This is a genomic window from Vibrio sp. TRT 17S01 (assembly GCF_050113695.1).
Classification (GTDB): Bacteria; Pseudomonadota; Gammaproteobacteria; order Enterobacterales; family Vibrionaceae; genus Vibrio.
On record NZ_JBNJOG010000006.1, the window covers coordinates 57,185 to 77,318 of the forward strand.

Consider the following 20,134-nt stretch of genomic DNA (forward strand, 5'->3'; position numbering starts at 1 on the left):
GTGGATTTATGATGTATAAGAACGTAATCTTTTTCATATCACTATTTTTTATTTCTGCATGTGACTCTTCAGGTGCATTCTCATATAAGCCAACCTCAGTTAAAGAAAGTGTCAGTAATATTGAGATTACTGACGTTGGCAAGACTTACTATTGGTATGGTAGCTCTTTTGAAAAAGGGACGGCTTGGGCTAGTTGTGGCTTATGTTCCGAGGGCGAGTACGAATTTGAATGGGTGGTAGATGTAAATAATGACGGTATATTTTCCAAATCAGAACCGAGCTTCAAAACAAATTATCTTGAATTAAATCAACACACATTTAATAAAAAAATAATGCTTACGGTATCCCACCCTCAAGCTGTAAATACATTATCTACTGTTTTTACTCCTCCTATAGTGACCAAATCGATTTACTCAACTAGAGGTGCTTTTGCTCTTCTTGATACAGAAGGTAAGATCAATACTTGGGGAAAGGATTACTATGGTGGAGATATTAGTGTTATTTCTGAACAACTTTCGGAGGTAATATCAATATATAAAAACAAAAAATCTTTTTTAGCCATCACTAAAAACAATGGCGCATTCACTTGGGGAGATGATGCTTGGGGTGGGAATTCAGACACAGTCAAAGACAAACTAAGAACAATCACTCAAGATGATATCAAGTCAGTCCATTCTAACAATGAATCTTTTGTCATTTTAAAAGAAGATCATAGTGTCATTGTATGGGGTAGTCCTTTAGGTGGCGGAGATATAAGCGCGATTCTAGATCAACTTGTTGATATCGAAACAGTCGTGGCTGGACACAATACATTCGCAGCATTAAAACACGACGGAACTGTTGTTACTTGGGGCTACCCATACTCTGGAGGTGACTCTTCTTCTGTACAAACCCAATTGAATAACGTTGAACGTATTTATGCCGTTGGAACCGGAAGTAGTGCATCTAAAGGCTCTTTTGCTGCCCTGAAAAAGGACGGATCAATCGTAACTTGGGGAAACACAAACTTTGGAGGAGATTCGTCCTCAGTTCAATCTCAACTAACTGATATTATTGAAGTGTATGCAAATGGTGAAGCTTTTGCAGCACTCAAAAGTAATGGTACTTTAATCACCTGGGGTGGCTCTGGTGGAGACAGTAGTCTCGTAGCTAGCAAACTAGTGAACATCAAATCCGTTTTTGGTAACGAAGAGGCTTTTGCGGCTCTTACTGCCGAAGGTAACGTTGTAACTTGGGGACAAAGTAGTTCTGGGGGCAATATTCCATCAGTAATACAAACTGAACTATACGATATTGTTAAAATCTACACCACGGAACATGCATTTACTGCTCTTCGCAAAGATGGAAAAGTCTTTTCTTGGGGAAATGAAGCCTATGGAGGGAACTTAGGCGCAATCCAAGAAAAGCTTGATGGCATTGTCAGTATCTATGCAACGAAAGACTCATTTGCTGCCATTAATGAAGCACAACAAGTCATATCATGGGGAGCTAGCCCTTTACCTTTTGAAATGCTTGAAAATGTCGTGACTATCGCTCCAACAGATCATGCATTTTCAGCATTATTGCTAAATGGCGATGTATACAGTTGGGGAAATATCGATTTTGGAGCTGACCAGACTTTAGCTTTCTTTCCAATATCACCAACCCATGAATCACAAAGCGGAAATACAACAAACGATTCGTAATAAATTTAAGCTAATTTGGTTCAAGAGCCTCATCATGAGGCTCTTTTTCCTTGCGACGTACAGCACAAAACGTTATTGAGTATCGTGTCTCGGTAGATTTGCACACAATTTCGACCACATTGTTTAGCTCGATATAAAGCTTGGTCAGCGCGAGATACAGCAGCAAATACACCGTCACCTCGCTCTAGCTCAACACCGACACTGCAAGTAACTGGGATATCTTGAACCCAAGCATTTAGCTCAACTCGTTGTCGAATCGATTCTGCTAGCTCGATAAGTTCAGAAAAGCCAATTCCGGGACAAAACACGATGAATTCTTCCCCTCCCCACCGAGTTAACCGATAGACCGGATTAACCACTTGTTCGATCGTCGAACTAAATTGCTTTAAAACTTCATCACCAACTTTATGCCCATATTGATCATTGATGGCTTTGAAATGGTCAATGTCTAAGTAAAGTACTCCCATATAGGGCTGAGTCGCCATCACTTCATATTTCATTAACCACTGACGAATACCGTGTCGATTTAATGCTCCTGTTAACGCATCGGTAAACGCAAGATCCATATATTTATTCTTCTGCGTTTCCATATATTTATATTGCGTTTCAGTATGTCTTACTTTCTTCTTATTTTTAGTTAGCTCATGAAGTAAACAATAAATCCCATAAACAAGCCAGATAGAGAAAATGGTGCTATAAAAAATAGGCTTACTGATTGGGTTTCCTATTAATTCAATCGTGTTTAAGTAAAAGTGATAGTTGCCAGGTGGGATATTCGCAATAGTCGCTATTTGAATAGAAGATACATTATCAAATTCTGGATCTTTCTTCTTCATCAACTGTTTGTTATTCAATAACCACCAGCTCATTACTTCAAGTTTATCGATGGGTATTTCAATAATATGTTGTCGAGAGTTAAACTCTATCCCATTATTATTATGCGAAAAATGCCAATCAAGTCCCTCCGATTTCGATGTTTTATTTTCTACATATATTCGTGCCGCCCATGCTCTACCCTTATGACTTGGTCGCTTGTCAATATCAAACCGAATAACATCGAATTCGCTAATATCAATACCCGACTCAATCACAGTGGCAATATCAATATTGATAGCACAATAGGGCCAACGATAGCTCCCTTTAACTATATTACAATGAACAGAAGCTATCCCTTCATTGATATCTATACTGGAATTTGAATCTCCACCAAAATACGAATCATCTTCTATTTTAATTGGAAATTTACCAGGAAATAAGCTGACGACTTTACTTCCTTCCAATCCCCAATACGTAACTAGTGACACGAATGTAAAACACATTAATACTCTTGTGCTTTTTCCAGTGATAACCATCGAAACCCCAACAAAACCACCCAAACTTGTAAGATCACGCTACAAGTAACATAGGAATTGCCTTACACCTATAAAAATTAAGCTAAAAATCTTCTAATTCACCTTTTGTTTTAAGAGCAAGACAACGTGAATTTTCGTCCATTTTTTCTCATTACTCTTAGTGATGTTATTAATTCGATGATTGGAGAATTTAACATTATTTATTCTGGCAAAATGACGTATTTCCCAGAATTTAACACTTCCAGCTTGGTGGCTCTTAGTATTGCTACACGAATATGCTAAAGTAATGAATCGTAGTCATTCTTCACATCAATAATCTCATGTTTGAAAGCCTAACTCCGATTGCACGCCATCTTTCACCATACATCAGCGAAATCTCAATCGCCTTGATAGCCTGCTTACTTGTGATGTTTGGGGGGGAAATAAATGCCCTTTTACGGCGCTTACTGAGAGGACAAAACTTTCTTATCCGAACGATTGTTTTCGTTCTCATAAATGCGTTTGGTTACGGATTAATCATCGTAAAAGCAACACCTTACGTAACTCGGACATTAAAAACCTTAGAGCCGGGCATGATGTTGGTTGTGATTGTGATTAGTTTTGTGATAATCGGCTCATGGGCACAAAGAAACCGGCAGATCTAGTGAGAAATATTTTTCAGCGACAAAGTGCTTTAAAGCGTTCATTGTTATTGTTAGCAAAAACACTGCCGCTCGCACTTCTAACAATCATACTGACTGTGATAGGGATTGACCGTTGGGTTTCTTATCAGACGGATGCAGAGATCTTTACCAGTGAAGATCAGGTTAACCAGTTTGATGTTGCTGTCGTTCTAGGCACAAGTAAGTATCTAGGACGTACACTAAACGAGTACTATAGCCACAGAATTGATGCAGCTATTGAGTTATTTCAACAAGACAAAGTCACGAACTTCTTACTAAGTGGTGACAATGCGCATCGCTCTTACAATGAGCCATGGACAATGAAGCGTGATTTACTCCGTGCTGAAGTGCCTGAAGATCGCATCTATTTAGATTATGCAGGATTTAGAACATTAGATTCGATTGTCCGAGCTAAAGAAATTTTCGACACTGATAACTTTTTAATCATCTCTCAAAAGTTTCACTGCGAACGCGCGTTGTTCATTGCAAAACATCACAACATTAACGCCAGTTGCTTTGCTGTGCCGGGCCCAACCAATCCTGGATATAAAGTCCGACTCAGAGAAGTATTTGCTCGTACTAAGGCTTTCTTAGACCTTTATGTTCTCGATGCCAAACCCAAATTCCTTGGGCCTAAAGAACCCATTATAAAAGTGCTAGAAGAAAACCCTGAAATTGAGGATTTAGAAGCTAATCTAACCGACTAACTTCTACGCAATTTCGACCATTCCGTTTCGCTCGGTATAGCGCTTCATCTGCGCGAGCTAATAGCGCAGAAGAATGTTCATTCCCTAGTTGGGCGACACCAAGGCTCGATGTCATTCGCTGACCATGAACCCACAAATGCCCTTCAATCGTCATACGAATTTTTTCTGCCAGTAGTTCCGCATCTAATAGATCAAGCGAAGGACAAAAAGCAATAAACTCCTCTCCCCCCCAGCGGACCAGCCAGTGATTTTCATGCAGAACACTCATTACCATCATGGTAAATTCACGCAGAATGTCATCTCCCATGCTATGGCCATACTGATCATTAATCGTCTTAAAATGGTCAATATCAATGTAGATAACAGAAAGCGGCTTTCGAGCATTCTCTCCACTTTCATAATTTTTTGCTAGCCAATCGCGTGACGATTCATTGCACCTGTTAATGCATCTCGGTGTGCAAGTTCTGCAAATTGAATATTTTGGGCTTTCAATGCTCGGTTGAGTTTTTTAAGTTTTAACTGGCGTGTCTGTGCATCAACAATGAGCTTCTGACTACGGCGGATCTCAAACACACTGTACAAAAGACCTAAAATAACCCAAACAAAAAGCAACCCCATAAAGAGATCTTCACCTTCTACATATGAGCCAACAAGCTCTATGTTATTGATTGTCATTCGATAGTGGCCGAGTGGTAGAGATGAGCCTGTTGCAAATTCAATACGATTCACGTTACCCATTTCTGGTGCAGAATGCTCAATGGAAATATCGTTATCCACGAGCCACCATGTCATGACCTGAAGGTTTTTAAGGGGTATTGAGGTGCCTTTTTTATCAACACCTGGATGGTATTCTAACCCATTATATTTATGGGTATATTCATTGTCCGGAATCGAATAAGCGGCATTGTAATTTCGAAGGTAGAATCGCATTCTCGGTTCAGAATCATTATCTAAGTTGTGAAAATCGATATCCAGTTTAATTGTATGGTAGTTTGAAAAATCAATACCAACGGTTGGATCTTCCCGATCAACAACAATAGAGACACCACAATATGGCCAAGGATAATCGCTCTCTTTAAGCTCGCACTCTAATATTGCTGTTTTCCCATCAATACTTATGGATGAAGTAGACAGACCGTTCTGTACCTGATCATTGGTGGGTAGAAACGCAAAATGTTCAGGCATAACTTTGTAAACACGTTGGTCACCATAAACGCGGTAGAGCTGAACGATAAGAATGGTGAATATACCTAAAATAAATACGGCTTTATGGATAACTCTCAAACGCGAAGACCTTGTTCAAAACTCATATGAGTTACGGATTACTGAAAACGGTTAAGATTGTCATTTTACAACCTTAGTGCCAAATTTTAACTGAAATATCATTCTGTATGATAGAAATTTTCGACCTATATCAACTGATGATTAAAAGTCGTGCAAAATCGTCTCTCTTTATTGCGCAATTTAAAACTAATCGCTTCTTAGCCTTGTAAACTCTAGCTTTCAGCCTTTTTTCTATCAAGAATCTCACTAAGTTTTATAAATTCATCACACGATAACTCAGTTAAGTTGTTGTACTAACGCTATATTTTTATTATCGATTCTTGCAGCTTGCATATAAACTTTAGTACCAATGCAAAACCCATTCACCAAACAAATGTAATGCAGAGCAAGTACCTGACAAAGCTATGCTTTCTAAGTAATTGAAGTCTGCTAAACTGCTAGCTAAAAATAGCCACCTGATGGCTGAAAATAACGAAAATGAGCACTGTCATGTCTTTAATTTTGAAAGGCACGCTTAGTAAAATGCGTGCATCATTGGACGACGAAGTCCACTACCATCTTCCTGTAGGCGATAAACTTGTCGACCTTAAACCCTACATTGGAAAACGCCTTACTCTCACTCATACTGGCAACATCTTTTGTTGCTCTTGTGGAAAAAAAACCAAGAAAAGCTATTCGCAAGGGCACTGTTTTGTTTGCATGAAAAAGCTTGCTAGCTGCGACATGTGTATTATGAAACCCGAAACCTGCCACTACGAACAAGGGACATGTCGTGAGCCACAATGGGGAGAAGAGAACTGCATGGTTGATCACTATGTCTACCTGTCTAATACCTCCAGTCTTAAGGTTGGCATCACCCGCCACACTCAGATCCCAACTCGCTGGATAGATCAAGGAGCCACGCAGGGCCTGCCAATTTTCAAAGTAAAAACCCGCTACATATCAGGCCTTATTGAAGTTGAACTGGCGAAGCACATTGCCGATAAAACCAATTGGCGCACGTTATTGAAAGGTGACGGAGAGCCAATGGCATTAGAACAAAGATTTGCCGAACTGTATCCGTTAGTTCAAGACAAAGTAGCGGCTATCAAACAACAATTTGGTGATGACGCTGTTGAAGTCTTACATGAAAATATTACTGCCATTCGCTACCCAGTAGAGCAGCACCCAACTAAAATCGTTTCGCACAATTTTGATAAAAACCCCGAGGTTTCGGGAATAGTCCAAGGGATCAAAGGGCAATACCTAATCTTCGATAATGGTGTCATTAACGTCAGAAAATTCACCTCATATGAAGTTGAATTTTCTGAGTAACGGTATAAACCAATATTCAGAAGCCCATCTGTCACCGGATGGGCTTTTCTTCTATTTTTGGTTAAGAATTTCCTTCATCACGTCAAACAAAGTATCCACTTCATCCAGCGTGTTATAATGCATGAAACCAATTCGCAGCACACCACCACTTTCTTCTAACCCAAGTTGACGCACTAAACCCAGCGCATAAAAGTGGCCATTCCATGTGCAAATATTGCGCTCTCCAAGCCTCTTAGCAATTTCTGCCGTTGAATACTCATCGAAGGTCAGCGCAAACGTAGGTGTTCGTAACTCACTATGCGCTTGAACTCTCCCCCATAAATGTACTCCCTGTAATTCACTAAGCTTTGATAGAAAATAGTCAGTTAATGCTGTTTCATGTTGAGAAAAATCAAAATAAGAAGCCACGAGCTTCTCACGAAGTGAAGCATCTTGTTTTCCCCATTGGGCAAGATATTTGATCGCAGCAATCACACCAGCTAACCCTTCAAAGCTCTGGGTACCTGTCTCAAACCGCCCTGGCCCTTGTTCAGTCGCCGGCTCAACTTTATAAGGACGTAATGTTTGTAACCACTTTGGTGCGACATAGGCAATACCAACATGTGGGCCAAAAAATTTGTACGCAGAACACACAAGAAAGTCACAGCCTAATTTTTGCACGTCAACCAGATGATGGGGAGCGTAATGCACTGCATCGAGATAAACCATTGCCCCAACACCATGTGCAGCTTCAATAATTCTCTCAACATCTACAATCGATCCTGTGGTGTTCGAAGCCAACGTGACCGCCACTAACTTGGTGTTGGTATTAATAAGATTCAACAGGTGTTCGACATCCAAAGAGCAATCACTTTCTTTGACCTGTGCAACTCGAATCTTTGCTGATTTATCATTTGCGGCCTGCTGCCAACTGGAAACGTTTGAGTAATGATCCAATGCTGTTACAACAATTTCATCAGCTGAGTTCCAATCTCGACTTATTGCACGACTTAACTGAAACGTCAAAGAGGTCATATTCGGACCAAAAACAATATTGTCTGGTGATTCTGCATTCACAAACGTAGCCGCATATTGACGTGCATCCTGCATCAGCTCGGTAGTAAGTCGACTAGAAAAAAAATGACCACCTAAATTTGAGTTGTAATAACCAAGGTACGATGTCATCGCTTCCAGTACGCTCTCTGGTACCTGCGATCCACCAGGCCCATCTAAAAAAATGACGGGTAAATGATTGTGAGTTTGCTTAAGCGCTGGAAATTGTGCTCGAACTGAATTAGGAGTGAAGTTCATTCTCGGTTCCCTTTGCTGTCAATACAAACACGTCCATATAGCCTTCTTCACCTTGAATGACTGAGCGAATGGGTTGAGCGTTGTGCCAAAGTTTATTATCAGCAAGCATGGCGACTTCACCATTTTGCAGCACTTTGCGAAAAAACGGCGCTTCATTGAAACTGCTGTACAACATGATGTCGCCACCTTCAATATTATGTCGACCCATGCCTACCAAAGCGATGTGTTTAAAGCCATCTTGATGGACCCCTTCAGGCGCGACTTGAGTCTGTTCATAAACGGCTGAAATTCGAATCTGATGTATCTCAATTTCTTGTCCATCTTGGAGATGGTTTGTCGCCGCAAACATCGTACAAATTTCTTGCATACCTTCACTGAGCAATGTGGAGTCTTCGATAGGCTGAAACTGTCGAATTATATTTCCCTGAAAGCGATTGATCTCACCCGTCTGCATAAACTCGTTTTTATTCAAATCAACAACCTTCCCCTCATAAAGCGCGACAACCGAATAGCGTCGTAAACGATAAGCTCCGTCTGCATGTTCGGTATGGGGAAGTTTGGTAAAAGAAGGCGCAAGTTCCGCTATCGTACTTTCACTAAGCTTCATAAGTTGCAAGGTTGTTTCCTGATTATTTAGCATCACCATCTCCTTGAAAAATGCACACGATTGATTGTTTTTAACAATTCATTCACAATCATTATTTGCGCATTTATTTGGCATTTACAATGATATCTAGTGTTTAAATCCATCAAAAATGAAAATATAGTAAGTAATACCAAGAATTGTTGCTTTCCAAGTTTATAATTTTAGTTTGCAAAATGAATGGTATTAAAAATCAGACAACTTCACTACCAAGAGAAAAAAGATGATACTTTTCATAAAGTTGTATTATGAGTAGCTATAAAGACGTAATCGTTTACGTTCTAATCTATAACCAATTAATACACTGTTCCCACTTGCCTCCTCTTTAACTAACCCCATATATTCCATACAATCGAATTAGAATTTTTTAATGCGTCACCGCTAATGGAGCACAAATGAGCGACGTTAAACATTGTAAGTTACTTATATTAGGATCTGGACCTGCTGGTTATACCGCCGCTGTCTATGCTGCACGTGCCAACCTGCAACCAGTTTTGGTTACTGGGATGCAACAAGGTGGCCAGCTAACAACAACGACAGAAGTGGAAAACTGGCCAGGCGATCCTGAAGGACTTACTGGACCGGGGTTAATGGACCGCATGAAAGAGCATGCTGAACGTTTTGAAACCGAGATGATTTTCGACCATATCAACGAAGTTGATTTCAGCCAACGTCCATTCCGTCTTAAAGGTGATAGCAGTGAATACACTTGTGATGCTTTAATCATCTCAACGGGTGCTTCGGCGAAATACCTCGGTTTAGCGTCGGAAGAAGCCTTTAAGGGTCGTGGTGTGTCAGCATGTGCAACCTGTGATGGTTTCTTCTACCGCAACCAAAAAGTCGCAGTTGTGGGTGGTGGTAATACCGCAGTAGAAGAAGCGCTTTACTTATCAAACATTGCTTCTGAAGTTCATCTGGTCCACCGTCGTGACTCTTTCCGCGCTGAAAAAATCTTGGTGAAACGCCTGATGGATAAAGTGGAAAACGGCAACATTATTCTCCATACGGATCGGACCCTAGAGGAAGTGGTCGGTGATGATATGGGCGTAACTGGAGTTCGAATTAAAGACACTCAAAGTGACGCAATTGAACAACTAGATGTGATGGGCGCATTTATTGCTATCGGCCACCAGCCAAACACGGCGATCTTCGAAGGCCAACTGGATATGAATAACGGCTATATTTTAGTCCAGTCTGGGCTTGAAGGTAATGCAACGCAAACCAGTATTCCGGGCATTTTCGCAGCTGGTGATGTCATGGATCATAATTATCGCCAAGCAATCACTTCTGCGGGTACAGGTTGTATGGCTGCATTAGATGCAGAGCGCTTTCTTGATGCATTAGACGATTAAAAAAGAAAAGTTATTTTACTCGTCGACTTTTAAAGCCCTGTGGTATTCCCGCAGGGCTTTCTTTTGTATAATGCCGCGCTCAACATCAAAAAAATAATTCTCATTTAAGCCTTCATAATGGATAAAAAGAAACAGCGCAGCTTGAATAAATGGCTCAAGCAGCAAAGTAAGTTAGCCAAAAAATGGTTGATGGTTGCTGTTGGCCTTGGCGTACTTTCAAGCATATTCTTGCTGGCTCAAGCCGCTTTGCTCGCCACCATTCTGCATCAACTGATCATCGAACAGGTCGATAAGTATGAACTGCTACCCTATTTTGCAGCCCTTGCTGTCACGATAGCCCTCCGGGCATTGTGCTCTTGGGGCAGAGAGATCGCGGGGTTCCGTTGTGGCGAGCAAATCCGGATCTACATCCGGCAGTTAATTCTAGATAAGCTGCGTGACCTAGGGCCTGCATACATCAAAGGTAAGCCAGCTGGCTCGTGGGCAACACTGCTCTTAGAACAAGTAGAAGACATGCATGACTTCTTTGCACGCTACCTACCTCAGATGTCGCTCTCTGTATTGGTACCTTTTGTCATTTTGATTGTCGTGTTTCCAATAAACTGGGCAGCTGGCCTAATTTTCTTATTAACAGCCCCCCTCGTTCCCCTATTTATGGCTTTAGTTGGAATGAAAGCCGCTGATGCCAACCGAAAAAACTTTAAAGCGCTACAGCGTCTATCGGGTCATTTTTACGATCGCTTACAATCGATGACCACCATTCGACTATTCGACCGAACAAAAGCAGAAACTGAGGTGATGCGTGGCACTTCTGAAGTATTTCGAAGCCGAACAATGGATGTGTTAAAAATCGCATTTCTGTCCTCCGCTGTATTAGAATTCTTTACTTCCATCTCCATCGCTTTAACGGCGGTGTATTTTGGTTTTGCTTTCATCGGAGAACTGAATTTTGGTGATTATGGCCTCGGTGTAACACTCTTTTCCGGTTTGTTCATTTTGGTATTAGCGCCGGAGTTTTATCAACCACTAAGGGATCTTGGCACTTTCTATCATGCTAAGCAGCAAGCTGTTGGCGCTGCCGAAAGCATTGTTGAGTTTTTAGAAACTGACGTCAGTACTGTACGCAGTGGAGATACCCCTCTTCCAAACCCAGCTCAAATTGAAATTTCCGCTGTTGATCTGGAGGTGTTTAGCCCAGAAGGAACCCTGTTGGTTGGGCCTATTTCTTTTACTATTCATGCAAACCAAACTACAGCACTTGTCGGCCCAAGTGGCGCAGGCAAGACTAGTTTAATCAATACCATCCTTGGTTTTTTACCATATCAAGGCTCATTAAAGATCAATGGAATTGAACGCAGCAACTTGAATTTAGATGATTGGCGCCAGCACATCAGTTGGGTTGGACAAAACCCACTCCTGTTGCACGGAACCATTCGTGACAATATTACGCTCGGTCAGACTGAGGTCTCCGATTCACGTATCCAAGAAGTATTAGCCAATTCTTTCGCCAACGAATTCGTGGAAAAGCATGGTTTAGATTATGTGATTTCTGATCGCTCAGGCGGATTGTCCGTCGGTCAAGCACAGCGGTTAGCCTTAGCTCGGGCCATGGTACAAAATGGTCAATTCTGGTTACTGGACGAGCCAACGGCCAGTCTTGATGCTCGTAGTGAAAAATTAGTCATGCAAGGGCTTAATGAACAGATAACCAATAAAACAGCATTAATGGTGACTCACCAACTCGCTCCGCTGCAAAATGTTGAACAAATACTGGTTATGCAAGACGGGCAACTGGTGCAATCAGGTCAATTCACACAACTCGAAGCGACAGAAGGATTGTTCCAACAAATGCTTAAAGCAAACCATGCATTGACCCATTCAAATAAGGGGAACCTAGATGCGTGATTTACTCCCTTATCTAAAGCTTTATAAAAAACACTGGTTTGGCTTATCGCTTGGTATGCTATTAGCTCTACTAACATTGCTTGCTTCCTTTGGGCTGCTAACTCTATCGGGCTGGTTCTTATCTGCCGCAGCCGTTGCAGGCCTCACCATTGCGCGAGAAACCTTTAATTATATGCTTCCCGGAGCCTTTGTACGGGGCTTCGCTATGGGCCGTACTGCCGGGCGCTGGGGTGAACGTGTTGTCAGCCACAATGCGACCTTTAAGTTGTTGACTGATTTACGTATTTTCTTCTTCTCTAAACTCGCTCCACTGATCCCGGGTCGCGTATCGAATTTACGTGATGCCGACTTGCTCAATCGATTGGTTGCTGATATCGATGCCATGGATCATGTTTATTTGCGGCTTATTAATCCGATGGTCGTGGGTACACTCACAATTGCTATAGTGACCGCAATTTTATGTTGGTTTGATACTCAGCTAGGTTTAACACTTGGTGCAATCTTGCTTGTGCTGCTTATTTTGTGGCCAATTCTGTTTTACAAGCTGGGCAAACGAAACGGAGCCGAACTAACACAGCACAAAGCACAAATGCGCATCAGTACGCTCGATTGGTTGCAAGGTTATAGTGAATTGACCTTATTCGGCGCAGAAAAACGCTATCGCAATGCAATCATTTCTGCTCAAGGCAAGCTACTCAAAAATCAGCATATCAACGCTCATTTTTCTGGCTTGGCACAAGCATTATTGATGTTGGCGAATGGGTGGACCTTAGTCCTTATACTTTGGCTAGCAGCTGATGGTGTCGGTGGCAACCAACCTGATCCGCTTATTGCGCTATTTGCCTTCGCGACAATGGCAACCGTCGAACTCCTTATGCCAATTGCCGGTGCATTTCAGCATTTAGGACAAACTCTAACATCCGCAAGGCGCTTAAACGAAGTGATCCTCGCTGAACCTGATGTGGTATTTCCTCAACAAGATGTAACGCATGATCAGAACTTCTCGATTCGCTACAACAATATTTCTTTCCATTATCCGGATAATGAACAGCAAGTGGTCAAAAACCTTTCGCTTGAAGTTCCAGCGAAGCATCGAGTTGCTATCGTCGGTCAAACTGGCTCAGGTAAATCCACACTACTGCAACTGTTGACGCGTTATTGGGATGTTCAGCACGGCTCGATAGAGATAGCAGGTCAACCGCTCCAACAATGGAGTGAAAGTCAGCTTCGCCAAGCCATCAGTGTGGTCAGCCAACGGGTTGATATTTTGAATGGCACATTAAGAGACAACCTTTTGATGGCTAAACCGGATGCTGATGATGAAAAGCTCTCTGCTGTTTTAGTTCAAGTTGGGCTTGAAAAGCTGCTTCAAGATCAGGGGTTAGACACTTGGATGGGTGATGGTGGCCGACAGCTTTCTGGTGGTGAAAAGCGCCGCGTCGGAATTGCCCGAGCATTACTCCATAATGCTCCGATTTTGTTACTTGATGAACCGACTGAAGGTTTGGATAAACAAACTGAGCAACAGATCATGCAATTGTTTGAAGCGCATTTTACAGACAAAACCGTGGTCTTTATTACTCATCGATTGGTTGATTTGGATAAGATGGACAGTATTTGCTTACTGGAGCAAGGTGAAGTGGTTGAGCATGGCTCGCACGAAGATTTGCTGAATAAACAAGGGCGATACTACCAATTAAACCAAACCCTTTAGTTCATGCCACCATTTATTGATGGGGTATCATCAACAAAAAAGCAGCCAATTGGCTGCTTTTTTTAATTCTGCTTATCTTATCGCTGCTTATTGCGGCGACCTTGTTCACCAGCGCCTTTCTTCGGCTTACGGCGTGCTGGGTTATTACTTCTACCAGGGTTATTTACACGCTCTTCATGACGTTTAACAGCACGACGAATCTTCTGACTACGTGAACGTTCACGCTGACGAGAAGTATTGGCCTTATTCTGATCAACCAAGGTTTCTTTCTCTGCACGAAGTTCTACTAACTCACGAAGGTAGTTCACTTCTTTCAGATCGAGCTCCATCCATCCGCCACGAGGTAGCTTTTTATCAAGATAAATATCACCGTAACGAACACGTTTCAAACGGCTCACCGTACATTCTTGAGATTCCCAAAGGCGACGAACCTCGCGGTTACGACCTTCGTTGATCACAACATAGAATGTATGGTTCATGCCCTCACCACCGGCATACACAACATCTTCAAATCGTGCCATGCCATCTTCGAGCTCAACCCCACGAACCACGTTTTTCACTTTCTGTTCGTTAACTTCACCAAAGACGCGAACTAGATATTCACGTTCAACTTGGCGGCTTGGGTGCATCAGTCGGTTAGCTAGCTCACCGTCAGTGGTAAACAGAAGTAAACCCGAGGTGTTTGCGTCCAGACGACCAACAGAAATCCAACGAGAACCACGGATTTTCGGCAAACGATCAAATACAGTACGACGACCTTCTGGATCATGGCGAGTACAAAGCTCACCTTCCGGCTTGTAGTAAGCCAGAACTCGACAAATCACTTCCTCTTGTGCTTTCACAGAGACGGTGTGACCGTCAATACGCACGATGGCGTTGTCATCTTCCAGTCTCTCTCCGAGCTTCGCAACAATACCATTGACGCTGACTCGGCCAGCTTTAATCAAAGCTTCCAATTCACGACGAGAGCCATGGCCAGCTCGAGCGAGTACTTTCTGTAATTTTTCGTTCATTTAATTACCTATGTGTCGTCTTCTCAGACGTCGATGGAGCATTTATCCGGCATGCGGACAAACAAAAAGTGCGACCCAAAAATCGCGGTCGCACATTATCGCAAAACTTGTTAGATAAATCACCAAATTTTGACTACTCAAATGGCGCTGGCTCTCCGGCACCAATACGGGCAATAACAGGCTCACCATCACTGAAATCGACAACTGTTGTCGGCTGCTCCCCGAGATAACCACCGTTAAGAATACAGTCAACCGCATGCTCTAGCTTATCGCGGATATCTTCAGGATCTGATTCAGTAATGTCATTACCAGGCAGGATCAATGATGTCGACATCATTGGCTCACCCAAGGCTTCAAGTAGATCCAGTGCAATACGGTTGTCAGGAACACGAATACCGATAGTTTTTCGCTTCGAGTTCATCAGTCGACGTGGAACTTCTTTAGTGCCTTTAAAAATAAAGGTATATGGACCCGGCGTATTGTTTTTCAACAAACGAAAAGCGGCGTTATCGACACGGGCATAAAGCGACAGCTCTGATAAATCACGACACAACAGCGTAAAGTTGTGTTTCTCATCTAATCGGCGGATTTGGCAAATACGTTCAAGTGCCTGTTTATTCTCCAACTGACAGCCCAATGCATACCCTGAATCAGTTGGATAAACGACGACGCCACCGTTACGAATGATTGCTACTGCTTGAGAGATCAAGCGAGCCTGCGGGTTTTCTGGGTGAACGTAAAAAAACTGGCTCATTGTAATTCCTCATTATCGAGTCTCTCGACTCTATACTTGTGGGGATGGTTCCGTTGAACATGGTTCAGGTTCAATTCCCCAATCTTTCCAAACTGGTTCCACACCGGATGGTAACCAGAGGTTTCTTCCCAACTCCATCCAAGGGGATGGGTAATGAAAGTCGCTACCTTGAGAAGCTAATAGTTTGTATTGTATCGCATAATCAGCAAGGTTGCGTCTTTCTTGTTGACCTTGTTGTGGTTGAGCGACTTCCATTGCATCGCCACCCGCCTCGACAAAGGCCGTAATTAAACGTTTTATCCATTTGGCGGTTAAATCGTAACGCCCAGGATGTGCCAGCACAGCTTGACCACCAGCGGCGTGAATGGCGCTAACCGCATCGGACATTGAGCACCAGTTAGGTGGTACGTAACCCGGATTATTGCGAGTTAAATATTTCTTGAACACTTGTTGCATGGTTTTAGCGTACTGATTATCCACCAACCATTTCGCAAAGTGAGCACGAGTGATCGGTGCTTCTCCAGCTATCAGTTTCACTTCTTCCAAGACACCGTCACGGGTCGCTTTGCTCAATCGATGTGCGATGAGCTCTGCCCGCGATTCGCGATGCTGCTTTTGTTGATCAATGAGACGATTCAGCTCTACTGAGTTCGGGTCAATATTTAACCCAACAATGTGTATATCTTTATTTTGCCATACGGTTGAAATCTCGATCCCGTTGATTAGAACCAATGGCAGTTCTTGTTCGCAAATATAATGGCGAGCAGGCTCTAACGCGTCCACTGTATCGTGATCGGTGATCGCTAATACATCCAGTTTAAAGCTCATCGCGCGCTCGATTAATTCCTGAGGCGATAAACGACCATCGGATGCCGTTGTATGGCTATGTAAATCTATTCTCATATTTTTAGTCTAAAGAGTTGACTTTTAATCTCCGAACTAGTTAACTAGTACGCAATTACAAGGCAATTTGTTAAGGCTCACTATGTTACAAGAATTTAACCAACAGCAGAAAGCAAAAATCACTGCACAATGTGCAGAGATGAGCTGGTGGCGCACTTGGTCAAGTTCCTGGTGGGCTCACGTGTACTTTTAGTTTATCGCTGACTAAACAAAAAAAGACATCACCAAGCCCGCTACCAAAGCGGGCTTTTTTATTTTGTCGTACATATCACATTCAACCGGTTAAACAATCATCAGTTAAGCGCAGTTCCAGATTGGGTGAACGTTTTCTTTATGCGAGTATGTACGGTAGGAAGATTGAAAAGATTAAAAGGAGGTCTTGTGAACAAGGCCATTGAAATCAAAAAGCTAGGAAAGATTGAACTGATCAATACGTCGGTGCCATACAGCCCCGATCCTACTCAGCTTTTTCACTCATTATGTGAAAACAAAACCGACAGCTTGCTGCTTGAATCGGCGGAGATTGATTCTAAACAAAACTTAAAAAGCTTACTGATCGTCGATTCAGCAGTGCGTATTGTTTGTTATGGTCACACCGTTACCATGACGGCACTAACAGAAAATGGCACGCAGTTGCTCATCCATCTTAGCGACAATATTCGTGATGATATTCCACTGCAGTTTGATGGCTCCACCCTCACACTAGAATTCGCTTCACCTTGCGATACGCTCGACGAAGACTCCCGCCTCCGCGAAGCTTCATCATTCGATGCGTTAAGGTTGATCCAACATAGCTTTGATCTTACTGGATTACACAAGCATGCGATTTTCCTAGGTGGTCTATTTGCATACGATTTAGTAGCAAATTTTGAACCGCTTGGTGATGCACAAGCCGATAACCAATGTCCGGATTACGTCTTTTACGTTGCAGAAACCTTGTTGGTTGTCGACCATCAAACCCAATCTTGTCAGCTTCAAGCAACCCTATTTACCGATACGTCTCAGAAAAGCACGCTTGAAGCACGCATTGCTGATATTGCTCAGCAATGCGCTAGCCCTAAAGCTCTACCTGACGCTAAGAAACTGAGCGATGTGCCACTTACAACTAACATCTCTGATCCTGAGTTTTGCAATATCGTTGAGGATTTAAAGCAGTTTGTTGTCAAAGGTGATGTATTTCAGGTTGTACCGTCAAGACGCTTTACACTGCCATGCCCTTCACCATTGTCCGCATACAAAGCACTTAAACAAAGTAACCCAAGCCCTTATATGTTCTATATGCAGGATGAGTTATTTACTTTGTTCGGAGCCTCTCCGGAAAGTGCACTGAAATATGAAACGGATACGAACCAAGTTGAAATTTATCCGATTGCAGGAACCCGTCGTCGTGGGAAGCATCCTAATGGGGAAATTAACTTTGACCTCGATAGCCGCATTGAATTAGAGCTAAGAACCGATAAAAAAGAAAATGCAGAGCACATGATGCTGGTCGATCTTGCCCGTAATGATGTGGCTCGTATTTCAGCTGCGGGTACTCGCCATGTGGCTGATCTACTCAAAGTCGACCGCTACAGCCACGTGATGCACCTAGTGTCGCGAGTTGTCGGTCAGTTACGTGACGATTTAGATGCGCTTCACGCCTACCAAGCATGCATGAATATGGGCACGCTTACTGGCGCACCAAAAATTCGCGCAATGCAATTAATTCGAGACGTTGAAGGTGTGCGTCGTGGCAGCTATGGTGGCGCAGTCGGTTACTTAACCGGAGAAGGGACGCTCGACACGTGTATCGTTATACGTTCTGCTTATGTTGAAAATGGCATTGCTCAAGTCCAAGCAGGTGCAGGTGTTGTCTTCGATTCTGAACCGCAAGCTGAAGCAGACGAAACTCGTGGCAAAGCACAAGCGGTTATCTCAGCTATTCAAGCCGCTCATAAGGAGTAATCGACATGGCGAACATTGTATTTATCGATAACTTCGACTCATTTACCTATAACTTGGTCGACCAGTTCCGTGCATTAGGTCACCATGTCACGATTTATCGCAATAGTATTGCCGCAGAAAGCATTGAGACGGCGGTTTCACAACTTGAAAACCCAGTGGTTCTCCTTTCTCCCGGACCTGGTGCTCCATCAGACGCCGGTTCTATGCCAGAAATCATCCGACGTCTAAAAGGCAAAGTGCCTATGATTGGTATTTGCCTTGGACACCAAGCCATTGTGGAAGCTTACGGAGGTAAAGTTGCTGGCGCAGGTGAAATCATTCATGGAAAAGTATCTATGATGGCGCATCAAAGCCATCCTACTTATCAGGGGCTGCCTTCTCCTCTTGCTATCGCTAGATACCATTCACTTGTTGCCACTCAAGTTCCGAGTTCTTTGACCATTACTGCCGAAGTAGACGGCTTGGTGATGTCAGTGGTACAAGAAGAAGACAAAGTCTGTGGTTTTCAATTCCATCCGGAATCTATCATGACGACATACGGAGCGACGTTACTCACGAATGCGATTGATTGGGCACTAGGCAAGAAAGGACAACAATAAGGAACGATATCATGGAACAGATTATTAATAAGCTTTATGACCAACAATCACTGACTCAAGAAGAAAGCCAACAACTATTTGACGTAATTATTCGTGGTGAGCTTGACCCAATTTTAATGGCGTCTGCACTTACGGCCCTAAAAATTAAAGGGGAAACGCCAGATGAGATTGCTGGTGCAGCGAAAGCACTATTGGCTAACGCAAATCCATTTCCTCGTCCAGACTACGACTTCGCTGACATTGTAGGAACAGGAGGCGATGGTCATAACACCATCAACATTTCGACAACCGCCGCTTTCGTGGCTGCCGCTTGTGGCTTAAAAGTCGCAAAACACGGTAACCGTAGTGTATCCAGTAAATCGGGCTCATCTGATTTACTGGACTCATTCGGTATCAACTTGGCAATGAGCGCAGAAGATACCCGCAGTGCGGTAGATAAACTTGGGGTCGCTTTCCTGTTTGCTCCTCAGTATCACGGTGGTGTTCGCCATGCCATGCCAGTTCGTCAAACAATGAAAACTCGCACCATCTTTAATATTTTGGGGCCATTGATTAACCCTGCTCGCCCAAATATCGAGCTAATGGGTGTTTACAGCGAAGAGCTGGTACGCCCAATTGCTGAAACCATGCTTCAAATGGGCATGAAGAGAGCGGCCGTTGTTCATGGTAGCGGGCTAGATGAAGTGGCGATTCACGGCAAAACAACCGTCGCTGAAATAAAAGATGGCCAGATCACCGAATATACCCTAACCCCTGCTGATTTTGGTGTTAACGAGCATCCATTAGATGCAATTAAAGGTGGCGACCCGGAAGAAAACAAAGCCATCATCACGAATATCCTGACCGGTAAAGGGACTGAAGCCCAACTTGGCGCAGTGGCAGTCAATGTCGCACTTTTAATGCGTCTATTTGGCCACGAAGATTTGAAAGCCAATACAAAGCTAGCGATTGATGCTATGAACTCTGGTAAGGCATATGAGCTGGTGAAACAACTCGCCCAACATGCGTAGTTA

Annotated in this window: 17 protein-coding genes, 1 pseudogene and 1 other annotated feature; of the genes and pseudogenes, 11 read left to right on the forward strand and 7 right to left on the reverse strand. The window is 43.0% G+C overall.

What is annotated here, in order from left to right; translation table 11 throughout:
* Positions 1-8: 8 nt before the first annotated feature.
* Positions 9-1,685 carry an RCC1 domain-containing protein gene (locus tag ACQEXS_RS11165; protein ID WP_427013879.1) on the forward strand — a complete coding sequence of 559 codons (1,677 nt, stop codon included), beginning with the start codon at positions 9-11 and terminating at the stop codon, positions 1,683-1,685.
* A gap of 32 nt (positions 1,686-1,717) precedes the next feature.
* Here ACQEXS_RS11165 and ACQEXS_RS11170 read toward each other — a convergent pair whose 3' ends face one another.
* Positions 1,718-3,004: a GGDEF domain-containing protein gene (locus tag ACQEXS_RS11170; RefSeq protein WP_427013880.1), complete on the reverse strand. Its 1,287-nt coding sequence runs from the start codon at positions 3,002-3,004 to the stop codon at positions 1,718-1,720.
* 353 nt (positions 3,005-3,357) lie between these two features.
* On the opposite strand from ACQEXS_RS11170, the gene ACQEXS_RS11175 reads away from it, so the two are divergent.
* Together ACQEXS_RS11175 and ACQEXS_RS11180 are read left to right on the forward strand one after the other, a co-directional pair.
* Positions 3,358-3,681, forward strand: coding sequence for a DUF3392 domain-containing protein (locus tag ACQEXS_RS11175; RefSeq protein ID WP_367986702.1), 324 nt, complete (start codon positions 3,358-3,360; stop codon positions 3,679-3,681).
* Positions 3,654-4,406 (forward strand): SanA/YdcF family protein, encoded by a 753-nt coding sequence (locus ACQEXS_RS11180; protein ID WP_427013881.1) that lies wholly within the window; start codon positions 3,654-3,656, stop codon positions 4,404-4,406. The genes ACQEXS_RS11175 and ACQEXS_RS11180 overlap by 28 nt, the downstream gene beginning before the upstream one ends.
* Here ACQEXS_RS11180 and ACQEXS_RS11185 read toward each other — a convergent pair.
* Positions 4,390-5,690: pseudogene (locus ACQEXS_RS11185) on the reverse strand (GGDEF domain-containing protein). The gene ACQEXS_RS11180 and the pseudogene ACQEXS_RS11185 sit on opposite strands and share 17 nt — an antisense overlap.
* A 489-nt stretch (positions 5,691-6,179) precedes the next feature.
* On the opposite strand from ACQEXS_RS11185, the gene ACQEXS_RS11190 reads away from it, so the two are divergent.
* Positions 6,180-7,004, forward strand: a complete 825-nt coding sequence (locus ACQEXS_RS11190) for a DUF2797 domain-containing protein (RefSeq protein WP_427013882.1) — start codon at positions 6,180-6,182, stop codon at positions 7,002-7,004.
* A gap of 51 nt (positions 7,005-7,055) precedes the next feature.
* Here the strand turns inward: ACQEXS_RS11190 and ACQEXS_RS11195 are convergent, their stop codons facing one another.
* Together ACQEXS_RS11195 and ACQEXS_RS11200 are read right to left on the reverse strand one after the other, a co-directional pair.
* The gene (locus ACQEXS_RS11195; RefSeq protein ID WP_427013883.1) at positions 7,056-8,294 is read right to left on the reverse strand and encodes a cysteine desulfurase-like protein; all 1,239 of its coding nucleotides are present in this window, start codon (positions 8,292-8,294) and stop codon (positions 7,056-7,058) included.
* Positions 8,278-8,937: a 2OG-Fe dioxygenase family protein gene (locus ACQEXS_RS11200; RefSeq protein WP_367986707.1), complete on the reverse strand. Its 660-nt coding sequence runs from the start codon at positions 8,935-8,937 to the stop codon at positions 8,278-8,280. The genes ACQEXS_RS11195 and ACQEXS_RS11200 overlap by 17 nt, the downstream gene beginning before the upstream one ends.
* Before the next feature lie 395 nt (positions 8,938-9,332).
* On the opposite strand from ACQEXS_RS11200, the gene trxB reads away from it, so the two are divergent.
* From trxB to cydC, 3 genes are all read left to right on the forward strand, one after another.
* A complete protein-coding gene (gene trxB / locus ACQEXS_RS11205; protein WP_427013884.1) occupies positions 9,333-10,289 on the forward strand; it encodes a thioredoxin-disulfide reductase in 957 nt (318 codons plus the stop codon).
* 117 nt (positions 10,290-10,406) lie between these two features.
* On the forward strand, positions 10,407-12,194 hold the full coding sequence (cydD, locus tag ACQEXS_RS11210; RefSeq protein WP_427013885.1) for a heme ABC transporter permease/ATP-binding protein CydD: 1,788 nt from the start codon (positions 10,407-10,409) through the stop codon (positions 12,192-12,194).
* Entirely contained in the window at positions 12,187-13,908 is a 1,722-nt protein-coding gene (cydC, locus tag ACQEXS_RS11215; protein ID WP_427013886.1) for a heme ABC transporter ATP-binding protein/permease CydC, read from the forward strand. Before cydD ends, cydC begins: the two co-directional genes overlap by 8 nt.
* Positions 13,909-13,985: 77 nt before the next feature.
* Here the strand turns inward: cydC and rluB are convergent, their stop codons facing one another.
* The 3 genes from rluB to rnm all read right to left on the reverse strand — a co-directional run bounded on the left by rluB (position 13,986) and on the right by rnm (position 16,578).
* The gene (gene rluB, locus ACQEXS_RS11220; protein WP_367986711.1) at positions 13,986-14,921 is read right to left on the reverse strand and encodes a 23S rRNA pseudouridine(2605) synthase RluB; all 936 of its coding nucleotides are present in this window, start codon (positions 14,919-14,921) and stop codon (positions 13,986-13,988) included.
* Between the two features lie 133 nt (positions 14,922-15,054).
* On the reverse strand, positions 15,055-15,675 hold the full coding sequence (locus ACQEXS_RS11225; RefSeq protein WP_367986712.1) for an L-threonylcarbamoyladenylate synthase: 621 nt from the start codon (positions 15,673-15,675) through the stop codon (positions 15,055-15,057).
* Positions 15,676-15,705: 30 nt separating this feature from the next.
* Complete coding sequence (gene rnm, locus ACQEXS_RS11230; protein WP_427013887.1) at positions 15,706-16,578, reverse strand: RNase RNM; 873 nt, start codon at positions 16,576-16,578, stop codon at positions 15,706-15,708.
* A gap of 82 nt (positions 16,579-16,660) precedes the next feature.
* Here rnm and ACQEXS_RS11235 point away from each other — a divergent pair, with 82 nt between their 5' ends.
* From ACQEXS_RS11235 to trpD, 4 genes are all read left to right on the forward strand, one after another.
* On the forward strand, positions 16,661-16,771 hold the full coding sequence (locus ACQEXS_RS11235; protein ID WP_367986714.1) for a Trp operon leader peptide: 111 nt from the start codon (positions 16,661-16,663) through the stop codon (positions 16,769-16,771).
* Positions 16,718-16,833: a sequence feature (Trp leader region), on the forward strand. Its footprint overlaps the gene before it by 54 nt.
* A gap of 126 nt (positions 16,834-16,959) precedes the next feature.
* On the forward strand, positions 16,960-18,522 hold the full coding sequence (locus ACQEXS_RS11240) for an anthranilate synthase component 1 (RefSeq protein ID WP_427013888.1): 1,563 nt from the start codon (positions 16,960-16,962) through the stop codon (positions 18,520-18,522).
* 5 nt (positions 18,523-18,527) lie between these two features.
* Complete coding sequence (locus tag ACQEXS_RS11245; protein ID WP_427013889.1) at positions 18,528-19,121, forward strand: aminodeoxychorismate/anthranilate synthase component II; 594 nt, start codon at positions 18,528-18,530, stop codon at positions 19,119-19,121.
* A gap of 11 nt (positions 19,122-19,132) precedes the next feature.
* Positions 19,133-20,131: an anthranilate phosphoribosyltransferase gene (gene trpD, locus ACQEXS_RS11250; RefSeq protein WP_427013890.1), complete on the forward strand. Its 999-nt coding sequence runs from the start codon at positions 19,133-19,135 to the stop codon at positions 20,129-20,131.
* The last annotated feature ends 3 nt before the right edge of the window (positions 20,132-20,134 follow it).